The 15,610-nt window shown below is 37.4% G+C and carries 13 protein-coding genes; 6 read left to right on the forward strand and 7 right to left on the reverse strand.

Annotated elements, in window-relative coordinates; translation table 11 throughout:
- Window positions 1-72 precede the first annotated feature (72 nt).
- From QM481_RS12630 to QM481_RS12650, 5 genes are all read right to left on the reverse strand, one after another.
- Window positions 73-1,122 (reverse strand): efflux RND transporter periplasmic adaptor subunit, encoded by a 1,050-nt coding sequence (locus tag QM481_RS12630; RefSeq protein WP_283382017.1) that lies wholly within the window; start codon window positions 1,120-1,122, stop codon window positions 73-75.
- A gap of 86 nt (window positions 1,123-1,208) precedes the next feature.
- On the reverse strand, window positions 1,209-2,564 hold the full coding sequence (locus tag QM481_RS12635; RefSeq protein ID WP_283382018.1) for a TolC family protein: 1,356 nt from the start codon (window positions 2,562-2,564) through the stop codon (window positions 1,209-1,211).
- 352 nt (window positions 2,565-2,916) lie between these two features.
- On the reverse strand, window positions 2,917-3,360 hold the full coding sequence (locus QM481_RS12640) for a PaaI family thioesterase (protein WP_166549616.1): 444 nt from the start codon (window positions 3,358-3,360) through the stop codon (window positions 2,917-2,919).
- Complete coding sequence (locus QM481_RS12645; RefSeq protein ID WP_166549615.1) at window positions 3,353-3,985, reverse strand: TetR/AcrR family transcriptional regulator; 633 nt, start codon at window positions 3,983-3,985, stop codon at window positions 3,353-3,355. The genes QM481_RS12640 and QM481_RS12645 overlap by 8 nt, the downstream gene beginning before the upstream one ends.
- Window positions 3,986-4,057: 72 nt before the next feature.
- The gene (locus tag QM481_RS12650) at window positions 4,058-4,480 is read right to left on the reverse strand and encodes a DUF2147 domain-containing protein (RefSeq protein WP_166549614.1); all 423 of its coding nucleotides are present in this window, start codon (window positions 4,478-4,480) and stop codon (window positions 4,058-4,060) included.
- A 593-nt stretch (window positions 4,481-5,073) separates the two neighbouring features.
- Between QM481_RS12650 and QM481_RS12655 the strand changes: the two genes are divergently transcribed.
- The 3 genes from QM481_RS12655 (at window position 5,074) to QM481_RS12665 (ending at window position 7,530) form a co-directional block, all read left to right on the forward strand.
- Entirely contained in the window at window positions 5,074-5,838 is a 765-nt protein-coding gene (locus tag QM481_RS12655) for a phosphosulfolactate synthase (RefSeq protein WP_095166936.1), read from the forward strand.
- Window positions 5,839-6,015: 177 nt separating this feature from the next.
- Window positions 6,016-6,666, forward strand: a complete 651-nt coding sequence (locus tag QM481_RS12660; RefSeq protein ID WP_283382019.1) for a VTT domain-containing protein — start codon at window positions 6,016-6,018, stop codon at window positions 6,664-6,666.
- A 108-nt stretch (window positions 6,667-6,774) separates the two neighbouring features.
- Window positions 6,775-7,530, forward strand: coding sequence for a shikimate dehydrogenase family protein (locus tag QM481_RS12665; RefSeq protein ID WP_283382020.1), 756 nt, complete (start codon window positions 6,775-6,777; stop codon window positions 7,528-7,530).
- A 90-nt stretch (window positions 7,531-7,620) separates the two neighbouring features.
- On the opposite strand, the gene ribD is transcribed toward QM481_RS12665, so the two are convergent.
- Window positions 7,621-8,679, reverse strand: coding sequence for a bifunctional diaminohydroxyphosphoribosylaminopyrimidine deaminase/5-amino-6-(5-phosphoribosylamino)uracil reductase RibD (gene ribD, locus QM481_RS12670; protein WP_283382021.1), 1,059 nt, complete (start codon window positions 8,677-8,679; stop codon window positions 7,621-7,623).
- 127 nt (window positions 8,680-8,806) lie between these two features.
- On the opposite strand from ribD, the gene prmC reads away from it, so the two are divergent.
- The gene (gene prmC, locus QM481_RS12675; RefSeq protein WP_283382022.1) at window positions 8,807-9,658 is read left to right on the forward strand and encodes a peptide chain release factor N(5)-glutamine methyltransferase; all 852 of its coding nucleotides are present in this window, start codon (window positions 8,807-8,809) and stop codon (window positions 9,656-9,658) included.
- 143 nt (window positions 9,659-9,801) lie between these two features.
- Entirely contained in the window at window positions 9,802-10,752 is a 951-nt protein-coding gene (locus QM481_RS12680; RefSeq protein ID WP_283382023.1) for a glycosyltransferase family 2 protein, read from the forward strand.
- Between the two features lie 80 nt (window positions 10,753-10,832).
- On the opposite strand, the gene QM481_RS12685 is transcribed toward QM481_RS12680, so the two are convergent.
- On the reverse strand, window positions 10,833-12,431 hold the full coding sequence (locus QM481_RS12685; protein WP_283382024.1) for a glycosyltransferase family 39 protein: 1,599 nt from the start codon (window positions 12,429-12,431) through the stop codon (window positions 10,833-10,835).
- A 583-nt stretch (window positions 12,432-13,014) separates the two neighbouring features.
- Here QM481_RS12685 and QM481_RS12690 point away from each other — a divergent pair.
- Window positions 13,015-15,414: a 3-hydroxyacyl-CoA dehydrogenase/enoyl-CoA hydratase family protein gene (locus QM481_RS12690; protein ID WP_283382025.1), complete on the forward strand. Its 2,400-nt coding sequence runs from the start codon at window positions 13,015-13,017 to the stop codon at window positions 15,412-15,414.
- The last annotated feature ends 196 nt before the right edge of the window (window positions 15,415-15,610 follow it).

A 15,610-nucleotide genomic window follows, 5' to 3' on the forward strand; every position in this document is an offset into this window, starting at 1 on the left:
TGTCGGCATCAGTCGCTTTACAGTGACGTTATGCTCGTTTAGGTCTATGTAAAATTGATTAGTTGTAAAAGTTTATTGCACCACTTTTACTTTTGTACCTTCTACCAGATAGGCCGAACCATCTGTTACTACTTGGTTTATTCCCGACAAACCCTCACGAATAAATGCTTGTTGACCGTTGACGTAAGCAATCGACAAAGAAACTCTTTTGGCTTTTCCGTTTTCTATCACATATACAAAAGCTTGGTCACCATTACCTTCAATAATGGCATCAACAGGAACAGACGCATATTGGTATTTGATAGAAGGGTAAATCAAAGCCTTGGCAAATAGGCCAGTCGCCATTTTTTTGCCTTGAGTACTAATTTTTAATTCTGCTTGATAGAGGCCTGAAGCTTGGTCTGCACCTTGAGAGAGGGTTGTGACATTTGCCAAAAACTTCATATCAGGAAATGCGTCGAGGCTGATTTCGGCTTTATCGCCTAGTTTGAGACGAGTCCAATCTTTGTCTGTAATACCTACTTTTACTACCCAATCATTAGCACCTGCGGCATTCACAAAAAACACAGGACTTCCAGACGATGCCAATTCACCTTCGTTCATCATTCTTTTGACAACAACACCATTGGTTGGTGCATAAATTTTGGAATATCCTTGGTTGTATTGGGCTATTTGTAAACCTTGTTTTGCTACGCTCAAGGCTGTTGTTAGATTTTGGACTTGTTCGAGTGTAGCTACCGAATCACGATATAGTGCATTGATACGCTTTAAGTCCCTTTCGATTTTGCTTACATTCTCTTGTGATTGTTGCACTTGTGCATTGATTTCGGTCAAATTGAGCGTTGCTAATAATTGACCTTTAACAATATTTTGTCCTTCTTTTACAAAGATTTTTTCGATTATTCCACCCGTTTTAAAAGAAAGACGAGCTTCATGTAAAGAGCTTATTAGACCAGAAGCTTTGATGGGTTCGGTAGAATTAGCATTTGAAACATCCACTAATTTTACAGCTACTGTTTCGTTGTCTGCAATTGTTTTTTTATCAGTTTTCTTTTTGCCACAGGCAAACACTGTCGTTATGATTAGACCTAGAATGAGGCTATTTTTAAAGGAAGTCAACATATTTCAAGAGGATTTTGATTAGCCCAAGGCTAAAGAGATTTTTAGATTTTTATTTATGCTTCAATTCACTCAAGCATTACGTCTTTTTACTTTAAGTCAAAAGCGGCAGCACTGCGTTCGAGTTCTACCCATTTGAGCCAAACATCATATTGAGCTATCACTTGCTGTAATTGTGTACGAGTCAATTGTGTTTGGGCATCCAGCAACTCGATAAAACTAAGATTACCTTCTTTGTAACGGCGCATCATGTCACGATAATAGCGCTGTGCCGAACTTATCTGATTGGCTTTGGATTGATGAATTTCCTTGGCAGCCGTCAAGGCATTTTGAGCCATGGTATTTTGTAAATCAAGCTGGTTTTTGACTTGCTGTAGTTGCGTATCTGCGGTGGCAACGTCCATTTCGGCTTGTTTTACTTTCAATTGATTTCTTCCTGAAGAATATACAGGCAAGTCAATCGATACTCCGACCAAGAAAAAGGCATTGGGAGAAATAAAATTCTTGTCAGCCGAAGCGATTTGAGCAAAACGCCCTTGTGAGCCTAAATCCAAAGAAGCTCCTATCTTGGGTTGATTGTAAGACTGGCTAAGTTTTAAGATTTGCTTATTGATACTCAAATTAGTTTCGAGCTTGTCGATTTCTTCACGGTGAGCTAAGTCTATTTTAGTAGGAATCACAACATTCTTGAAACTTGAATCAACTTTGATTTCCTGCGTAAACTCACGGTTTAACAAGAAATTAAAATACGCTGCCGCGTTTTTCTGTGTTCCTTTGGCAGCTTCAACTTCAGATTCTATACTAGCAATTTCGTTTTTGGTACGAACAGAAACCGTCGGATTAGCCATTCCATTTTGAATCAAAGCTTGGTTGACACGTTCACTTTCACGGAGCAGACGTAACGCATTTTCGTAAATACTCAATGCCTCAGTAGCTTTTAGATAGTTGAAATAAGCCATTTTGATATCTTTGACCAATTCACGTTTATAGACATTGGTTTCGGATTGCTGCAAACCAATCAGTTCCTTTTTGATGCTTTGATTATACTTAAGTTCAGCATTAATCAAAGGCATCGAAGTTTTGAATCGCATGTCATAAAAATCCTTTGGAATCAGCTGCTCACTCACGTTTGAGATTTGTGGAAAAGCATTAGAATTTGTCAAGCGATTGAGCGTGGCATATACAGGATTTACTAAATCTCCCACGGGAATATCAATTGTACGACCACCTAATGCAGAGGATACAGTCGTATTGAAATTCACCGAGGGTTTGAACAAACTTTTGGCTTCATCCAAAGCCCAAATGGCTTTTTGTAGCTGAAAACGTTGCTGCTTGAGCGTTTGACTATTTTGTAGTCCTTCTTGTACATACTGATTGAGTACTTCTGATTGAGCCATAGTTCCATAAGCGAGCCAACAGCACACCAAGGAGAGATAATACTTCATAGGTTTCATATTAAACATTTATAATTTTATAAACACTGTTCAGTAAAAGAGTAAATAAAAAGCATTAATTCATGAGGAATCAATGCCGAATGAGCTTCGAGCTATCGGGTTTTAGGTATCAGCACTTGTTATAAAGTACACCAATATGAGCCGACTGCTCAAAGCTGACTTCAGAAAGCTGTCATAAGTCAGACCTGTGGGAGATTTTACTGCCCACAGGTCTTTCTAGGGGATTTTTAGATTTTTTCAGCTTAAGCAAACTGTTAAATCTTTACTGCTTAATTCACTTTGTAAATCCTTAAAATCAGTTAGTTACTGGTCTTTCAAAGATTCAAAGACAAAGTAACTAAAACTATTTAATAGTATTGCTTGTTGCAACCAAATTGGTTGTACATTTTGCAATTAAAATATCATCTTGGTTACGAATTTCGCCTTCTGCATGAGCGATTTTCTTTCCCATTCTTACAATCTTTGATTTCACACGAACGGTCTCGCCTAGTCGTGCGCTAAAAAGGTAGTCTACCGAAAGGTTGACAGTGCTATAAAAAACACCATTGCCCATCATAAAAACAGTCATACCGATAATATCGTCCAACATTGTTGCGGCAATACCGCCATGCAAGATACGAGCAGGATTTACCATTTCTTCTTTGACTTGGTATTCTATTTCGATACCATGGTCGTGAACCCCTACCAAAACACCGTCTAGAAATTTGGCCACTGGCGAAATACTCTTTTCGGCTACACGAGTACCAATATATTCCTTAAAAACCTCTAATGCGTGTTTATTACTCATTTTTCTTTTTAATAAGATTCAACATAAAGTCCAGAGACTCTCCTAGTAGCTTTTCTAGCTGTATTTCTGGATTTAGTTCACAGAATGGCTCAAATCGCCCTCTAATATTTAAAGACACCAACCCGTGCACGTAAGACCATATCGACATAGACAATACATCGATATTGGCAGGCAAAATAGAGCCTTGTTCAATACATAGTGCCAAGTTTTTTTGTAGTGCCACAAAATTGTGCATTCCACAATCCCAGCCAGCTTCTTGCTTTTTGAGTGCATGCATTGGAGCTTCTTTGATAAACATCAAATCGTATAACTCAGGATTCTCAAAAGCAAATTTCAAGTAAATCAATCCTCTCGCACGTAGTTGTTGAAAACCATCTTCGATATTTTCAACGGAACGCGTCATTTCTGATAATTTATCAAATCCTAATTCATGTACCGCATAAAACAATTCATCTTTATCTTTATAATGCAGATAAATTGTAGCTGGACTATACTCTATTTTGTCCGCAATAGCTCGAATAGAAGCCTTATCAAAGCCTTCTTTGATAAAGATTTCCTTGGCAGCTTCTAAAATTCGCTGCTTTAATTCTAGTTTTTCGCGTTCTTTTCTCTCTAAAATACCCATTTCTTATAAACCAATCTTAGTATGTAGACAAATTTAAGCAAAGTGTACAGGCATTCCCAACAGGTAGCTGGCTTATTTCACTTTTGTCCACACGGTAGTTCGTCCCAGCAACGAAACGCCAACAAAACCTCTGATTTCTAATTCATCAGCTTTCTTTAGTTTCATATTGCATGAATAACTTTTGCCATTTTTAGGATCATAAATACTTCCTTCTTCCCAAGCTTTTCCTGTAAACTCAAAGTTTTTTAGAATCACCAAACCTAACAACGGTTGATTACGCAAAGATGCATCTGGATTATTTACATCTTTTTTGGCAGCATCTTTTATCCAAGAAAGTTTCCCAAAGTATTTATCTCCTTGTTTGAATATAAGTACTTTTCCATCTTTACTTTCCGACAGCCACTCCCCTAACACTGCGTCTTTTGTAGGGTTTTGAGCTTGTACGATTTGTATAGTTGATAACAGGGTGGCAAGAATAAACAATAACTTTTTCATGAGTTTGGATGATTATTATTAAAAGGTTTTGTTTTCAAGGTTTGAGATTCGGAAGATTTTGTAATCTTTGTATTAAGTTCTACTAAAACTATAGGATAAAAATACTTATTGTATTTTTAATCAAATTTGAGATGACATTTAAGTAATCAAGATACTAAGTTTAGGATAATTTGAGTACTATTATTTCCTAAACGATTTAGGGTAAGCTAGTTCTAGTTATTCTCAGAGTTATAAATATGCTTTAAAGATTAATATTTTATCGTCTTTCATTTTTATAACGATGTAAAATTACTAAACAGTGTTTAGTAAACAAATTTTTGACATTATTTTTTGAAAAATCTATGAAAAATCATTTTTTCAAAAAAATTAAACAATTGATTTACAGCAAATTAAATAAAAGCAATTATTATTTAAAGACAATCTAGTAAAATAGTAGTTTGTGCCATTTGGAAGATATTTCTAATTTTGCAAAATTGCACGTTCGAAATACCTCATTATTCAATCAAAAAGAATTACTTATTCTGAATAAGTGCAACAAGCACAACATTGTTGTTCTGAAAACCAAATATTTAATCCCAGAAATTTCAAAAAATATGAATTACCCACTTAACCAGATTCCTGAGAGAACTGAAAAGCCACGTCAAAAAGGTTTGACAATGGTAATGGACAAAGGGCTTAGTCTCAGACAAGTTGAAGATTTCTTGGAGCTTGGCTCTGGATATACCGATATAGTGAAGTTGGGTTGGGCAACCTCTTTTGTGACTCCAAACCTAAAAGATAAATTGGCTTTGTATAAATCGGCAGGCATCCCTGTGTATTTTGGGGGTACTTTGTTTGAGGCATTTGTGGTAAGAGGTCAATTTGACGAATACCGTCGTGTTTTGGACCAATATGGCATGGAATACGCAGAGGTTTCGGATGGCTCTTTGGAAATGGAGCAAGATGACAAATGCGGATATATCCAAACTTTGGCTAAACAAGTAACTGTTCTTTCGGAAGTAGGTTCTAAAGACGAAGCCAAAATCATTCCTCCATACAAATGGATTAAATTGATGAAAGCGGAGTTGGAAGCGGGTGCTTGGAAAGTAATCGGTGAAGCTCGTGAAGGTGGAAACGTAGGTTTGTTCCGTGCATCAGGCGAGGTTCGTCAGGGCTTGGTAGAAGAAATTTTGACAGAAATTCCTGAAGAAAAAATCATTTGGGAAGCTCCTCAAAAATCTCAACAAGTTTGGTTTGTGAAGTTGGTTGGTGCTAACGTAAACGTTGGTAACATTGCTCCTCATGAAGTTATTTCATTAGAAACGATCCGTTTGGGCTTGAGAGGCGATACTTTCTCTCACTTCTTGGACAAAAAATAATTAGTATTTCTAAAAAGAATGATTGGGTGAAAACAACATTCGCTCAATCATTCTTTTTTAATTTTTGATTAAGATTCTCACTATCATACCGTACAAAGGTTACTCTTCTATACTTTTGTAGTTTACTTTCACTATTTACTCCAAGCCTCATTTGGACATTGTAAATCTTCCCAAACAATGGAAATCATTCAATTTGTATTACAACTTCTCAAAGATCCTTTAACTGCACTTACGCAGTTTATCACCGACAACGGTACACTTACTTATGGTTTGCTGTTCCTAATCGTATTTGCCGAAACGGGTTTGGTAGTTATGCCTTTATTACCAGGTGATTCGCTTTTATTTGCGATTGGCGTATTGGCAGCTCCTGCAACAGGTGGTAAAATCGATATTACTTTCGTTATTCCATTGTTGATTGGTGCAGCGCTTTTGGGCGATAATGTGAATTATTTTGTAGGGAAATATTTGAGTGACTTCGTTAAATCAAAAGATAAAATTCTCTTCTTAAAACGTGAGCACATTGTTAAAACAGAGGAGTTTTACGAAAAAAATGGTGGTCAAACTGTAATTATGGCTCGTTTTGTACCAATCGTACGTACTGTAGCGCCATTTGTAGCGGGTGCAGGTAGTATGAAATATGGCAAATACATTACGTTCTGTGTAATTGGTGCTATTGTATGGGTAACTTCTATTACTTTGTTGGGATACTTCTTGGGTAACAACGAGTGGGTAAAACATAACTTCGAAAAAGTAGTACTAGGTATCGTTGGTATTTCAGTATTGCCAATGGTTATTGGTTTTGTAAAAAGTCAATTTAGTAAAAAGTAAGGTATTGAAGAAGGCACACTTGTTTTCTTCGTATCAATCATATAAAGTATTATTTCATCAAAGAGGCAAAAGTTTTCGTACTATTGCCTCTTTGTTTATTTTTACGCTATGAAAAATTTATTTGGTCTTATTGGTTTTCCTTTGGGGCATTCGTTCTCGAAAGGATATTTTACAGAGAAATTTGAAAAAATTGGTCTTTCTCAGACACATGCGTATGAGAAATTTGAGCTCGAAAATATTGAAGATTTTCCAGCCTTACTTCAGTCACATGCAGGTGAACTAAAAGGGTTGAATGTGACGATTCCTCACAAACAAAACGTGATGGCCTATCTTGATGAAATAGATCCAGCGGCTAGTAAAATCGGTGCAGTAAATACTATCAAGTTTTTGGAGAATGGAAAAATCAAGGGCTTTAATACCGACTATTGGGGCTTTAGATGGACGCTTGAAAAATGGGATGCTTTCAATGAAATTGCTCCTAAAAAAGCATTAGTACTTGGTAAAGGTGGCGCAGCTAAAGCCATTATCGTAGCCTTAGAAGATTTGGGTTTAGAAGTACAATTGGTTTCTCGTACCAAAGAAAGCGATACTATCACCTACGAAGAACTTACGCCAGAGGTAATGTCTGAGCACTTGTTCATTGTTAATACTACACCGCTAGGAATGTATCCAAAAGTAGAGAATTGCCCAGCTATTCCTTACGAATTATTGAGTGGAAAGCATTTACTATACGATATTGTGTATAACCCACTCGAAACATTGTTTTTGAAAAAAGGTACTGAAGCTGGCGTGCGTGGTGTTCACTTCGGACTAGAAATGCTACATGGACAAGCCGAAAAAGCTTGGGAGATTTGGAACAGCTAGATACGATTTCAGATTGGGAATTTTTGATTTCAGATTTAAACTTTTATACAATTCAATCCGAAATCAAAAATCCCACATTCGAAATCAATTTTATTGCTCAATCGAATACCTCCACAAACTATTATCCCCTATTTCTTTTCTATCTATTAAGCCTTCTGTTAGTGTTGGTGCCGTGATGCCCTCTCCTATTGCTTGTGGACTAATCCAGCGATATGCTTCATCCCATAGTCCAGCATCGATACAGGATTGTAGTAAAGCTGTGCCTCCTTCGACGATGACCGACTGAATTTTTCGTTGGTATAAATCATCTAAAATCATCGGAAGCCAAGAGTTTTCTGCCTCCATTTGGACATAAGAAATATGCCCTTTTTGTTCTGACTTAATAGAATTATAGCAAATTGTAGGCGTTGTCCCTGCATAAATAGCCGAATCCTTCGCTACTTGTAAATGTTTATCAATCAATACTCTTGTCGGATTTTTACCCGTCCAAAAACGTGTATTCAGTGAAGGGTTATCATATTGTGCCGTTCGTGTGCCCACCATAATAGCATCCTCCTCTGAGCGCAATTGATGTGTCCAACGTCTTGATAAAGCATTGGAAATTTGAACCGCTTGAAAATTGGGTAAGGCGATTTTACCATCGGTCGATTCTGCCCATTTGAGAATAATATAAGGTCGTTTTTTTTCAAAAAAAGTAAAAAAACGGCGATTCAACACACGTCCTTTTTCTTCTAAAACACTCGATATGACTTCAATTCCTGCATCTCTCAATTTCTGAATACCTTTTCCTGCTACCAAAGGGTTGGGGTCATCGTTACAGATATACACTCGACGCACTTGATGTTTGACCAATAAATCAGCACAAGGAGGTGTTTTACCAAAATGAGAACAAGGTTCGAGCGTCACAAACACATCGGATTCGGGCAAAAGGCTTTGATCTTTTACATCTGCTACCGCATTGACTTCGGCATGCCAATGCCCATAGCGTTGATGCCAACCTTCGCCAATTATTTTTCCTTGATGTACAATTACACATCCTACCATGGGATTCGGAGATACATTTCCTGCTCCCAATTGGGCTAGGTCAAGGGCACGTTGCATGAATGCTTTTATTTGAGTATCGCTCAAAACATGATTATTCTTCGACATTTCTGTAATTTTGTATATTCATCAGTGAAAAAGAAAAGCACTCGTTTAGACTAACGACATAAAAACATCTTTGCTTTTATCTAAAACAAAAAGCCTATATCCGATAGCTTAAAACTTAATATTTTCCATGACTCAATCATCTAAGCAACTATTTGCGGATTTGGTAGCCGAAATTACGGCAGTTTACTCAGAAAACGAAGCAAAAAGTATGGTCTATCTTTTGCTTGATACGCTTGTGGGTCTTTCAAAAACAGACATACTTGTCGACAAGCCTATAGGCAATAATATAGATTTTGCCCCCCTTGTAGCTCGTGTTAAGTCCTTCGAGCCAATACAGTATGTGCTAGGCGTTGGTGATTTTTATGGAAGACTTTTCCAAGTTAGTAAATCAACTCTTATTCCTCGACCCGAAACTGAGGAACTTATCGAACCTATCATTACCTTTGCCAAAAGTTTAGGGCACTCAGCAACTATACTTGATATAGGTACAGGGACAGGATGTATTGCCATTACTATTGCTTGTGAAATACAAAATGGCGCTGTTATTGCTTATGATATTTCGGAAGAAGCACTGAGCGTTGCCAAGCAAAATAATGAACGCCACCAAGCAGGTGTTCAATTTGTTCAGAAGGATATTTTGACTTATCAATACGAAAAATCAGAGCAACTTTTTGATATAATTGTAAGCAATCCGCCTTATGTGACACATCGGGAAAAAGGTGAAATGGAGGCTAATGTACTTGACTATGAACCACATTTAGCCCTTTTTGTAGAAAATGACAATCCTTTGGTTTTTTATAAAGCTATTGCCAATTATGCCTCTTTGAATCTGGTAAACAATGGTTTTTTTATAGTAGAAATCAATCAGTACTTAGGCACAGAAACTGCCGAAGTGTTTGAAGAAAAAGGATTTGTAGAGATAGAAATTATCAAGGATATGTTTGGCAGAGAAAGGTTTATCAAAGGAAGAAAACAATAGCGTCGACATTTTTCCATTTTCTGATTACTCAAATGGGTTAATTCTCGTCTTTATTGTACATTTATTAATAACATATCATACCATCTTTAACGAAAACATTGCCCTGTATTTTACCTATCACACAACTTGAACATTAAAGATTTATGTCTGAACATTACAACCTTACTGTTTCGATTATCATTCCTTGTTTTAATGAGGAGCAGGTGATTATGTACACTTATGAGCGAGTGTCTAAAACCATGCAATCTTTTGGGCATAAAGGATATGAAATCATTTTTATCAACGATGGCAGTCGTGATCGTACGTTATCTATTCTGAAAGAAATTGCTCAGAAAGACGCTAACGTCAAAATCATTGGTTTCTCTCGAAACTTTGGTCACCAGCCTGCCGTAACCGCAGGGATCCAAGCTTGTACAGGCGATGTAGCTATTATTATTGATGCCGATTTGCAAGACCCACCTGAGTTGTTTCCAGATATGGTAAAAATGCACCTCGAGCAAAATGCCAATGTGGTGTATGGGATGCGTGAAAAACGTAAGGGTGAAACGTTCTTCAAAAAAATTACGGCACGCATGTTTTACCGTACCATCAATTTTCTATCAGATACTCCTTTACCTGTAGATACTGGTGATTTTAGATTAATTGATAGGCATGTTATAGAAGCATTCAAAGCTTTTCCAGAAAAGAACAAATATATCCGAGGGCTCATCTCATGGATTGGTTTCAAACAAGTACCAATCATGTATGTGCGCGAAGAAAGATTTGCGGGAGAAACGAAGTACCCTCTTTCTAAAATGCTCAAATTTGCCTCTACAAGTTTGTTGTATTTTAGTAAAAAACCTCTCAAACTCGCTCTAGGCTTAGGAAGTCTTAGTCTAATTGTAGGCTTAGCTTTAGGAATTTGGGTTCTTACAGGACTTATTTTCAGACCAGAAACCTTAGTGCCAGGTTGGGCATCAACGGTGATTGCAGTTATCTTCTTTGGAGGTGTTCAATTGCTTACGATAGGTGTTTTAGGAGAATATTTGGGTAATATGTTTGAAGAAATCAAAAACAGACCAGAATATATCATTTACGAAAAAGTAAATTTTTAATAGAAAGCAAAGGTGAGTATTTCACAAAAAAGGCTGATGAACAAATTCATCAGCCTTTTTTGTGAAGTGCTTATGATAATTTATTTCAAACGATAGATACTAATCACTTTATTTCCATCTACTTCTACGTTGAATACCTCTTTTGAAGGAACTAAATAAGCAGAAAAATCAGGATTGAAATTAAAATGACGATATTCTGTAATAAAATAGTCTGCTTGATTAATGTCACTCACAAATTTTAGTACATCTTTTTCGCTTTTCCCCAAGTTATACGAAGCACAAATATTTCCATTAATTTTGACTTTTGCTCCTTTCTGACTGTGTGCTTTCAAATAGTCTAATGCTTGCTTATAGGAAGTACCCCAATAATCCATCTCAAATTTTTTGTCGACATGATTTCCTGCTAATACATTAAAATACACATTTTGATAGGGGTGATTTTTTACAATCCAAGCAAGTAGATATACCACTACCAATACGTTCAATCCGATAAAGCCTCCTGCTACAGCAGGCTTCCATCCCTTCAAAAAGTCTTCAATCGTAACAATTCCCAATGTGGCAAGATACACAAACCCTGCGTAAGTAAAATACAAGTGGCGCCAACCATCATACAAGGTCGAATCTAATACGACAACACTTAAAATGGGGCCGACAAAAAGCCCTAGAAAAAACAAATTGATGTATGTAAGTGGATTCCTATATTCTGTTATCCATTGTTTTAAGGTTACAACAACACCTATCAATGCCAACAAAAGAAAAGGAATTGGCGTAGTAATCACAATCCAAATCAAGGCATAATAACGAGGCAAATCAGGGGCGGTATAATATTGACCTTCAAACAATACTGGCGCATTCAATGGATATTTACTCAGGTTTTCGAATACCTCAATAAAGTGCCCGATGGGGTTTGTCCACAAATAAGGGAAAGCAATGTAAAAAGTCAGCAAATACACGATAAGCATGCTTGCCAACATTTTAAGCTTCTGAACTAAGTCTTTTTCTTGCGTAAAAAAATGTTTTAAGACTATTGCTCCTCCAAAAATCAGTGGGAGAAAAATGCCTACAATACGCAAAGCCGTAGCCAATCCCATAACCAAACCTAGCCCAATAGCATACTTGTAATTAGCGCCTTTTAAAATTTTGAACCCTAAATAACCAGCAATTACAAAGAGGGATAACAGCGGTAAATCTTTCGGGTTATAGAATGACTCTGCCAAAAAACGGGGCGAAAATACATAGATAAAGCACCCCAATAAACTGATATATTGTTTCTGGAATCTTTCAGAAAGAAGTTTATACAAGAAAATAATGGATAGTGCAAAAATCAAAAAAGTCGATAAGTGCCAAAGTCGATATACTCCTAATTCGTCGTCGATGCCCAACCCTTTTTCTAATACTACCATCGGTAAAGCAAACAGCGCACCATGGTCTCTATCTCGATAATGCTCCATGTCTGGTGCATTTTTCAAATCAGGTGGAATCACCTTCGAAGCCATACCTGGTGCCAATTGCCGAGCTACGTGAATAATATTCATAATCCCGATGTGACGCTCTGTGCCTTCATCGTACGAAACACCATAATCTTTGTAAACCAAAAGCCCACTAATAAAATAAACCACAAATAAAATCATGGGTAATTTGGGCGTATCGAGCAGACGACTAAAAAGGTTCAACTTCATATACAATAGTCTTGGGTTAAGTGGGAATAATGAATTATCAATTAGGGTAGTACGAAGGATTATAGAAACTGCTTATTTCGGGTATCAGATGTTTGATTTCGGAAGTATAATCGTCTATATTTTGTAAAAAATAAAGGTATTTTACTCTATTTCCGAAATCAGAAATCCCCAATCTGCAATAGTTAAAAATCCTTTGTCCAGTCCTACTTATGAGTGTTAACTCAGGTATTTTGGAGGCTTTATTCTGGGTAGTTTTATCAAGAAGTAATAACCGCAAAATATGTCACAAAACCTATGCCCAAATCTTTGATTTACAACAATAATTTTACATCATCGCTATAAATTATCCATAAAGCAAAAGAGAATAGGGACAAAATTATTTAGCCCCTATCGAAAAGTATTTCACTCTCTCCTACTTCAGTATGTTTTTTATGGTTAAATATTGAAGCTTTCTCAGCCTTGTAAAAGCCATTTTTATAAAAATATAACAATTCAAAGAAAAAAATAAAATAGTATGCTTGCATAACAATTTTATTTTTCTTTAACTTTACCTATCGAATCAAAATCTCATAAACATATTACAATGAACCGTTCAATCAAGAAAGTAGCTGTGTTAGGGTCAGGCATCATGGGAAGCCGTATTGCCTGCCACTTTGCCAATATTGGATGCGAGGTGCTCTTGTTAGACATCGTTCCTCGTGAACCCAACGATGCTGAAAAAGCGAAAGGTCTTACTCTAGAATCGCCTGCGGTACGTAATCGTATTGTCAATGAGGCATTTCAGAATACGCTCAAAGCTAATCCTGCCGCACTCTATTCTACGGCATTTGCTAACCGTGTCAAGCTTGGCAACTTCGATGATAATCTCGCCGAAATCAAGAATTATGATTGGGTGATTGAGGTCATTGTAGAAAACTTAGCCATTAAAAAGAGTCTTTTCGAAAAAGTAGATGCTCTTCGTAAGCCTGGCACGCTGATTACCTCAAATACATCGGGTATTCCGATTCATTTGATGGCAGAAGGTCGCTCTGAAGATTTCCAGAAACATTTCTGCGGTACGCACTTCTTTAATCCTCCTCGCTATTTGAAGCTATTGGAAGTAATTCCAACACCGCAGACGGATTCTACTGTGGTGGACTTCTTGATGCACTATGGTGATAGATTTTTAGGAAAAACTACCGTATTGTGTAAAGATACCCCTGCCTTTATTGCCAACCGTGTAGGTGTTTACAGCATGATGAAAACCATGCAAGTAGTGGCAGAAATGGGCTTGACGGTTGAGGAGGTAGACAAACTTACTTCGGTTGTCGTAGGTCGTCCAAAATCAGGAACTTTTCGTTTGTCTGACTTGGTCGGTTTGGATACTACGATTAACGTTTCAAACAACCTATATGCGGCACTCACGCATGACGAGTCAAGAGATGCTTTTGTTTTACCAGAAATGATTAAAAAACTTCAGGAAAACAAATGGCTAGGTGACAAAACGGGTCAAGGGTTTTACAAGAAAATCAAAGGTGCTGGTGGTAAGTCAGAAATTTTGGCTTTAAACCTTCAAACTTTTGAATACGAACCTTCTCAGAAGGTAAAATTTGATGTTTTCGAAAAAACAAAATCTCTAGCCTTAAAAGACCGTTTTGCTGTATTGTTAGCAGACAAAGGCAAAGCTGGAGAGTTTTATCGTAAAACCATTTTGGATGGTTTTAGATATGTTACTTATCGTATTCCAGAAATTGCTGACGAGCTATATCGCATCGATGCTGCTATTTGCGCAGGTTTTGGTTGGGAAATGGGTATTTTCGAAACATGGGATGCCCTAGGTTTACAAAAAGGTCTAGAACTCATGAAAGCCGAAGGCATGGAACCAGCCTCATGGGTTCATGAGATGATTGAAAGTGGCGTAAACTCATTCTATAAAAAAGAAGGTGGTAAGCGTCTTTACTACGATATTCCAAGCAAAAGCTACAAACTCATTCCAGGCACAGAATCATTTATTATTCTTGAAAACCTCTCAGATGGTATCGTTTGGAAAAACGGAGAAAGTCATATTTATGATTTAGGAGATGGAATTCTTGGTTTAGAGTTCCGCTCAAAAATGAATACGTTTGGAGCGGGAGTTATTGAGGGCGTTCACAAAGCTATCAGTCTAGCAGAAAAAGATTTCCGTGGTTTGGTGATTGGTAACGATAGTACCGAAGCATTTTCGGCGGGTGCCAACTTAGCCATGCTGTTTATGTATGCTGTCGAACAAGAATTTGACGAAGTAAACCTAATGATTGCGCAATTCCAGCAGACCATGATGCGCGTTCGTTACTCGTCGATTCCTGTTGTAGTAGCACCTCATACGCTTGCACTTGGTGGTGGTTGCGAAATTACCTTACACGCTGACCGTGTGGTAGCAGCAGCCGAAACTTATATTGGTCTTGTAGAAGTGGGTGTAGGTTTAATTCCTGCGGGTGGCGGTACCAAAGAAATGGCACTACGCTGTTCTGACCTCTACAAAGCTGGTGACCCAGAGCTCAATATTTTGCAATCAGCCTTCATGAACATTGCGACAGCCAAAGTAAGTACTTCGGGTTATGAAGCATTTGACATGAACTACTTCCGTCGTGGCGACGAGGTAGTGCTCAACCGCAGTCGTTTGATAGCCGATGCCAAACAAGCTGCCATAGAGTTAGCAGAAGCAGGTTATACTCAACCTAAGCAACGTAACGACATCAGAGTTCAAGGAAAAGCAGGTATCGCGTTGTTCAAAGCAGGTATTACCTCAATGTTGATGGGTAAATATATATCTGAACACGATGCCAAGATTGCCAACAAATTGGCTTATGCTATTTGCGGAGGAGACTTGAGTTATCCACAAAATGTAACGGAGCAATACCTTCTTGATCTTGAGCGTGAGGCATTTTTATCACTCTCAGGCGAGCGTAAGACCTTGGAGCGCATCCAAAGCCTTCTTAATGGAGGAAAACCGCTTAGAAACTAAGAGGGAGTATGAATGTAGAATTGCGAGTAGTGAGTTATGAATATAAAATCATAATTTACAATATATTATCTCGACAATTAATTCAACTTATTTTTACCCGTAATAGGTGTATTAAGCTATATGCCATAAGCTAAAAGTATAAGCGTTTTTCTTAAAAATCATGAATACCTTTTTTGCTTAATGCCTACAGCTTATT

This window comes from Flectobacillus rivi (assembly GCF_030056655.1).
Classification (GTDB): Bacteria; Bacteroidota; Bacteroidia; order Cytophagales; family Spirosomataceae; genus Flectobacillus; species Flectobacillus rivi.

Coding starts and splice junctions, on each gene's coding strand:
- QM481_RS12630 (WP_283382017.1), bottom strand. CDS start 1,122: ATGTTGACTTCCTTTAAAAATAGCCTCATTCTAGGTCTAATCATAACG.
- QM481_RS12635 (WP_283382018.1), bottom strand. CDS start 2,564: ATGAAGTATTATCTCTCCTTGGTGTGCTGTTGGCTCGCTTATGGAACT.
- QM481_RS12640 (WP_166549616.1), bottom strand. CDS start 3,360: ATGAGTAATAAACACGCATTAGAGGTTTTTAAGGAATATATTGGTACT.
- QM481_RS12645 (WP_166549615.1), bottom strand. CDS start 3,985: ATGGGTATTTTAGAGAGAAAAGAACGCGAAAAACTAGAATTAAAGCAG.
- QM481_RS12650 (WP_166549614.1), bottom strand. CDS start 4,480: ATGAAAAAGTTATTGTTTATTCTTGCCACCCTGTTATCAACTATACAA.
- QM481_RS12655 (WP_095166936.1), top strand. CDS start 5,074: ATGAATTACCCACTTAACCAGATTCCTGAGAGAACTGAAAAGCCACGT.
- QM481_RS12660 (WP_283382019.1), top strand. CDS start 6,016: ATGGAAATCATTCAATTTGTATTACAACTTCTCAAAGATCCTTTAACT.
- QM481_RS12665 (WP_283382020.1), top strand. CDS start 6,775: ATGAAAAATTTATTTGGTCTTATTGGTTTTCCTTTGGGGCATTCGTTC.
- ribD (WP_283382021.1), bottom strand. CDS start 8,679: ATGTCGAAGAATAATCATGTTTTGAGCGATACTCAAATAAAAGCATTC.
- prmC (WP_283382022.1), top strand. CDS start 8,807: ATGACTCAATCATCTAAGCAACTATTTGCGGATTTGGTAGCCGAAATT.
- QM481_RS12680 (WP_283382023.1), top strand. CDS start 9,802: ATGTCTGAACATTACAACCTTACTGTTTCGATTATCATTCCTTGTTTT.
- QM481_RS12685 (WP_283382024.1), bottom strand. CDS start 12,431: ATGAAGTTGAACCTTTTTAGTCGTCTGCTCGATACGCCCAAATTACCC.
- QM481_RS12690 (WP_283382025.1), top strand. CDS start 13,015: ATGAACCGTTCAATCAAGAAAGTAGCTGTGTTAGGGTCAGGCATCATG.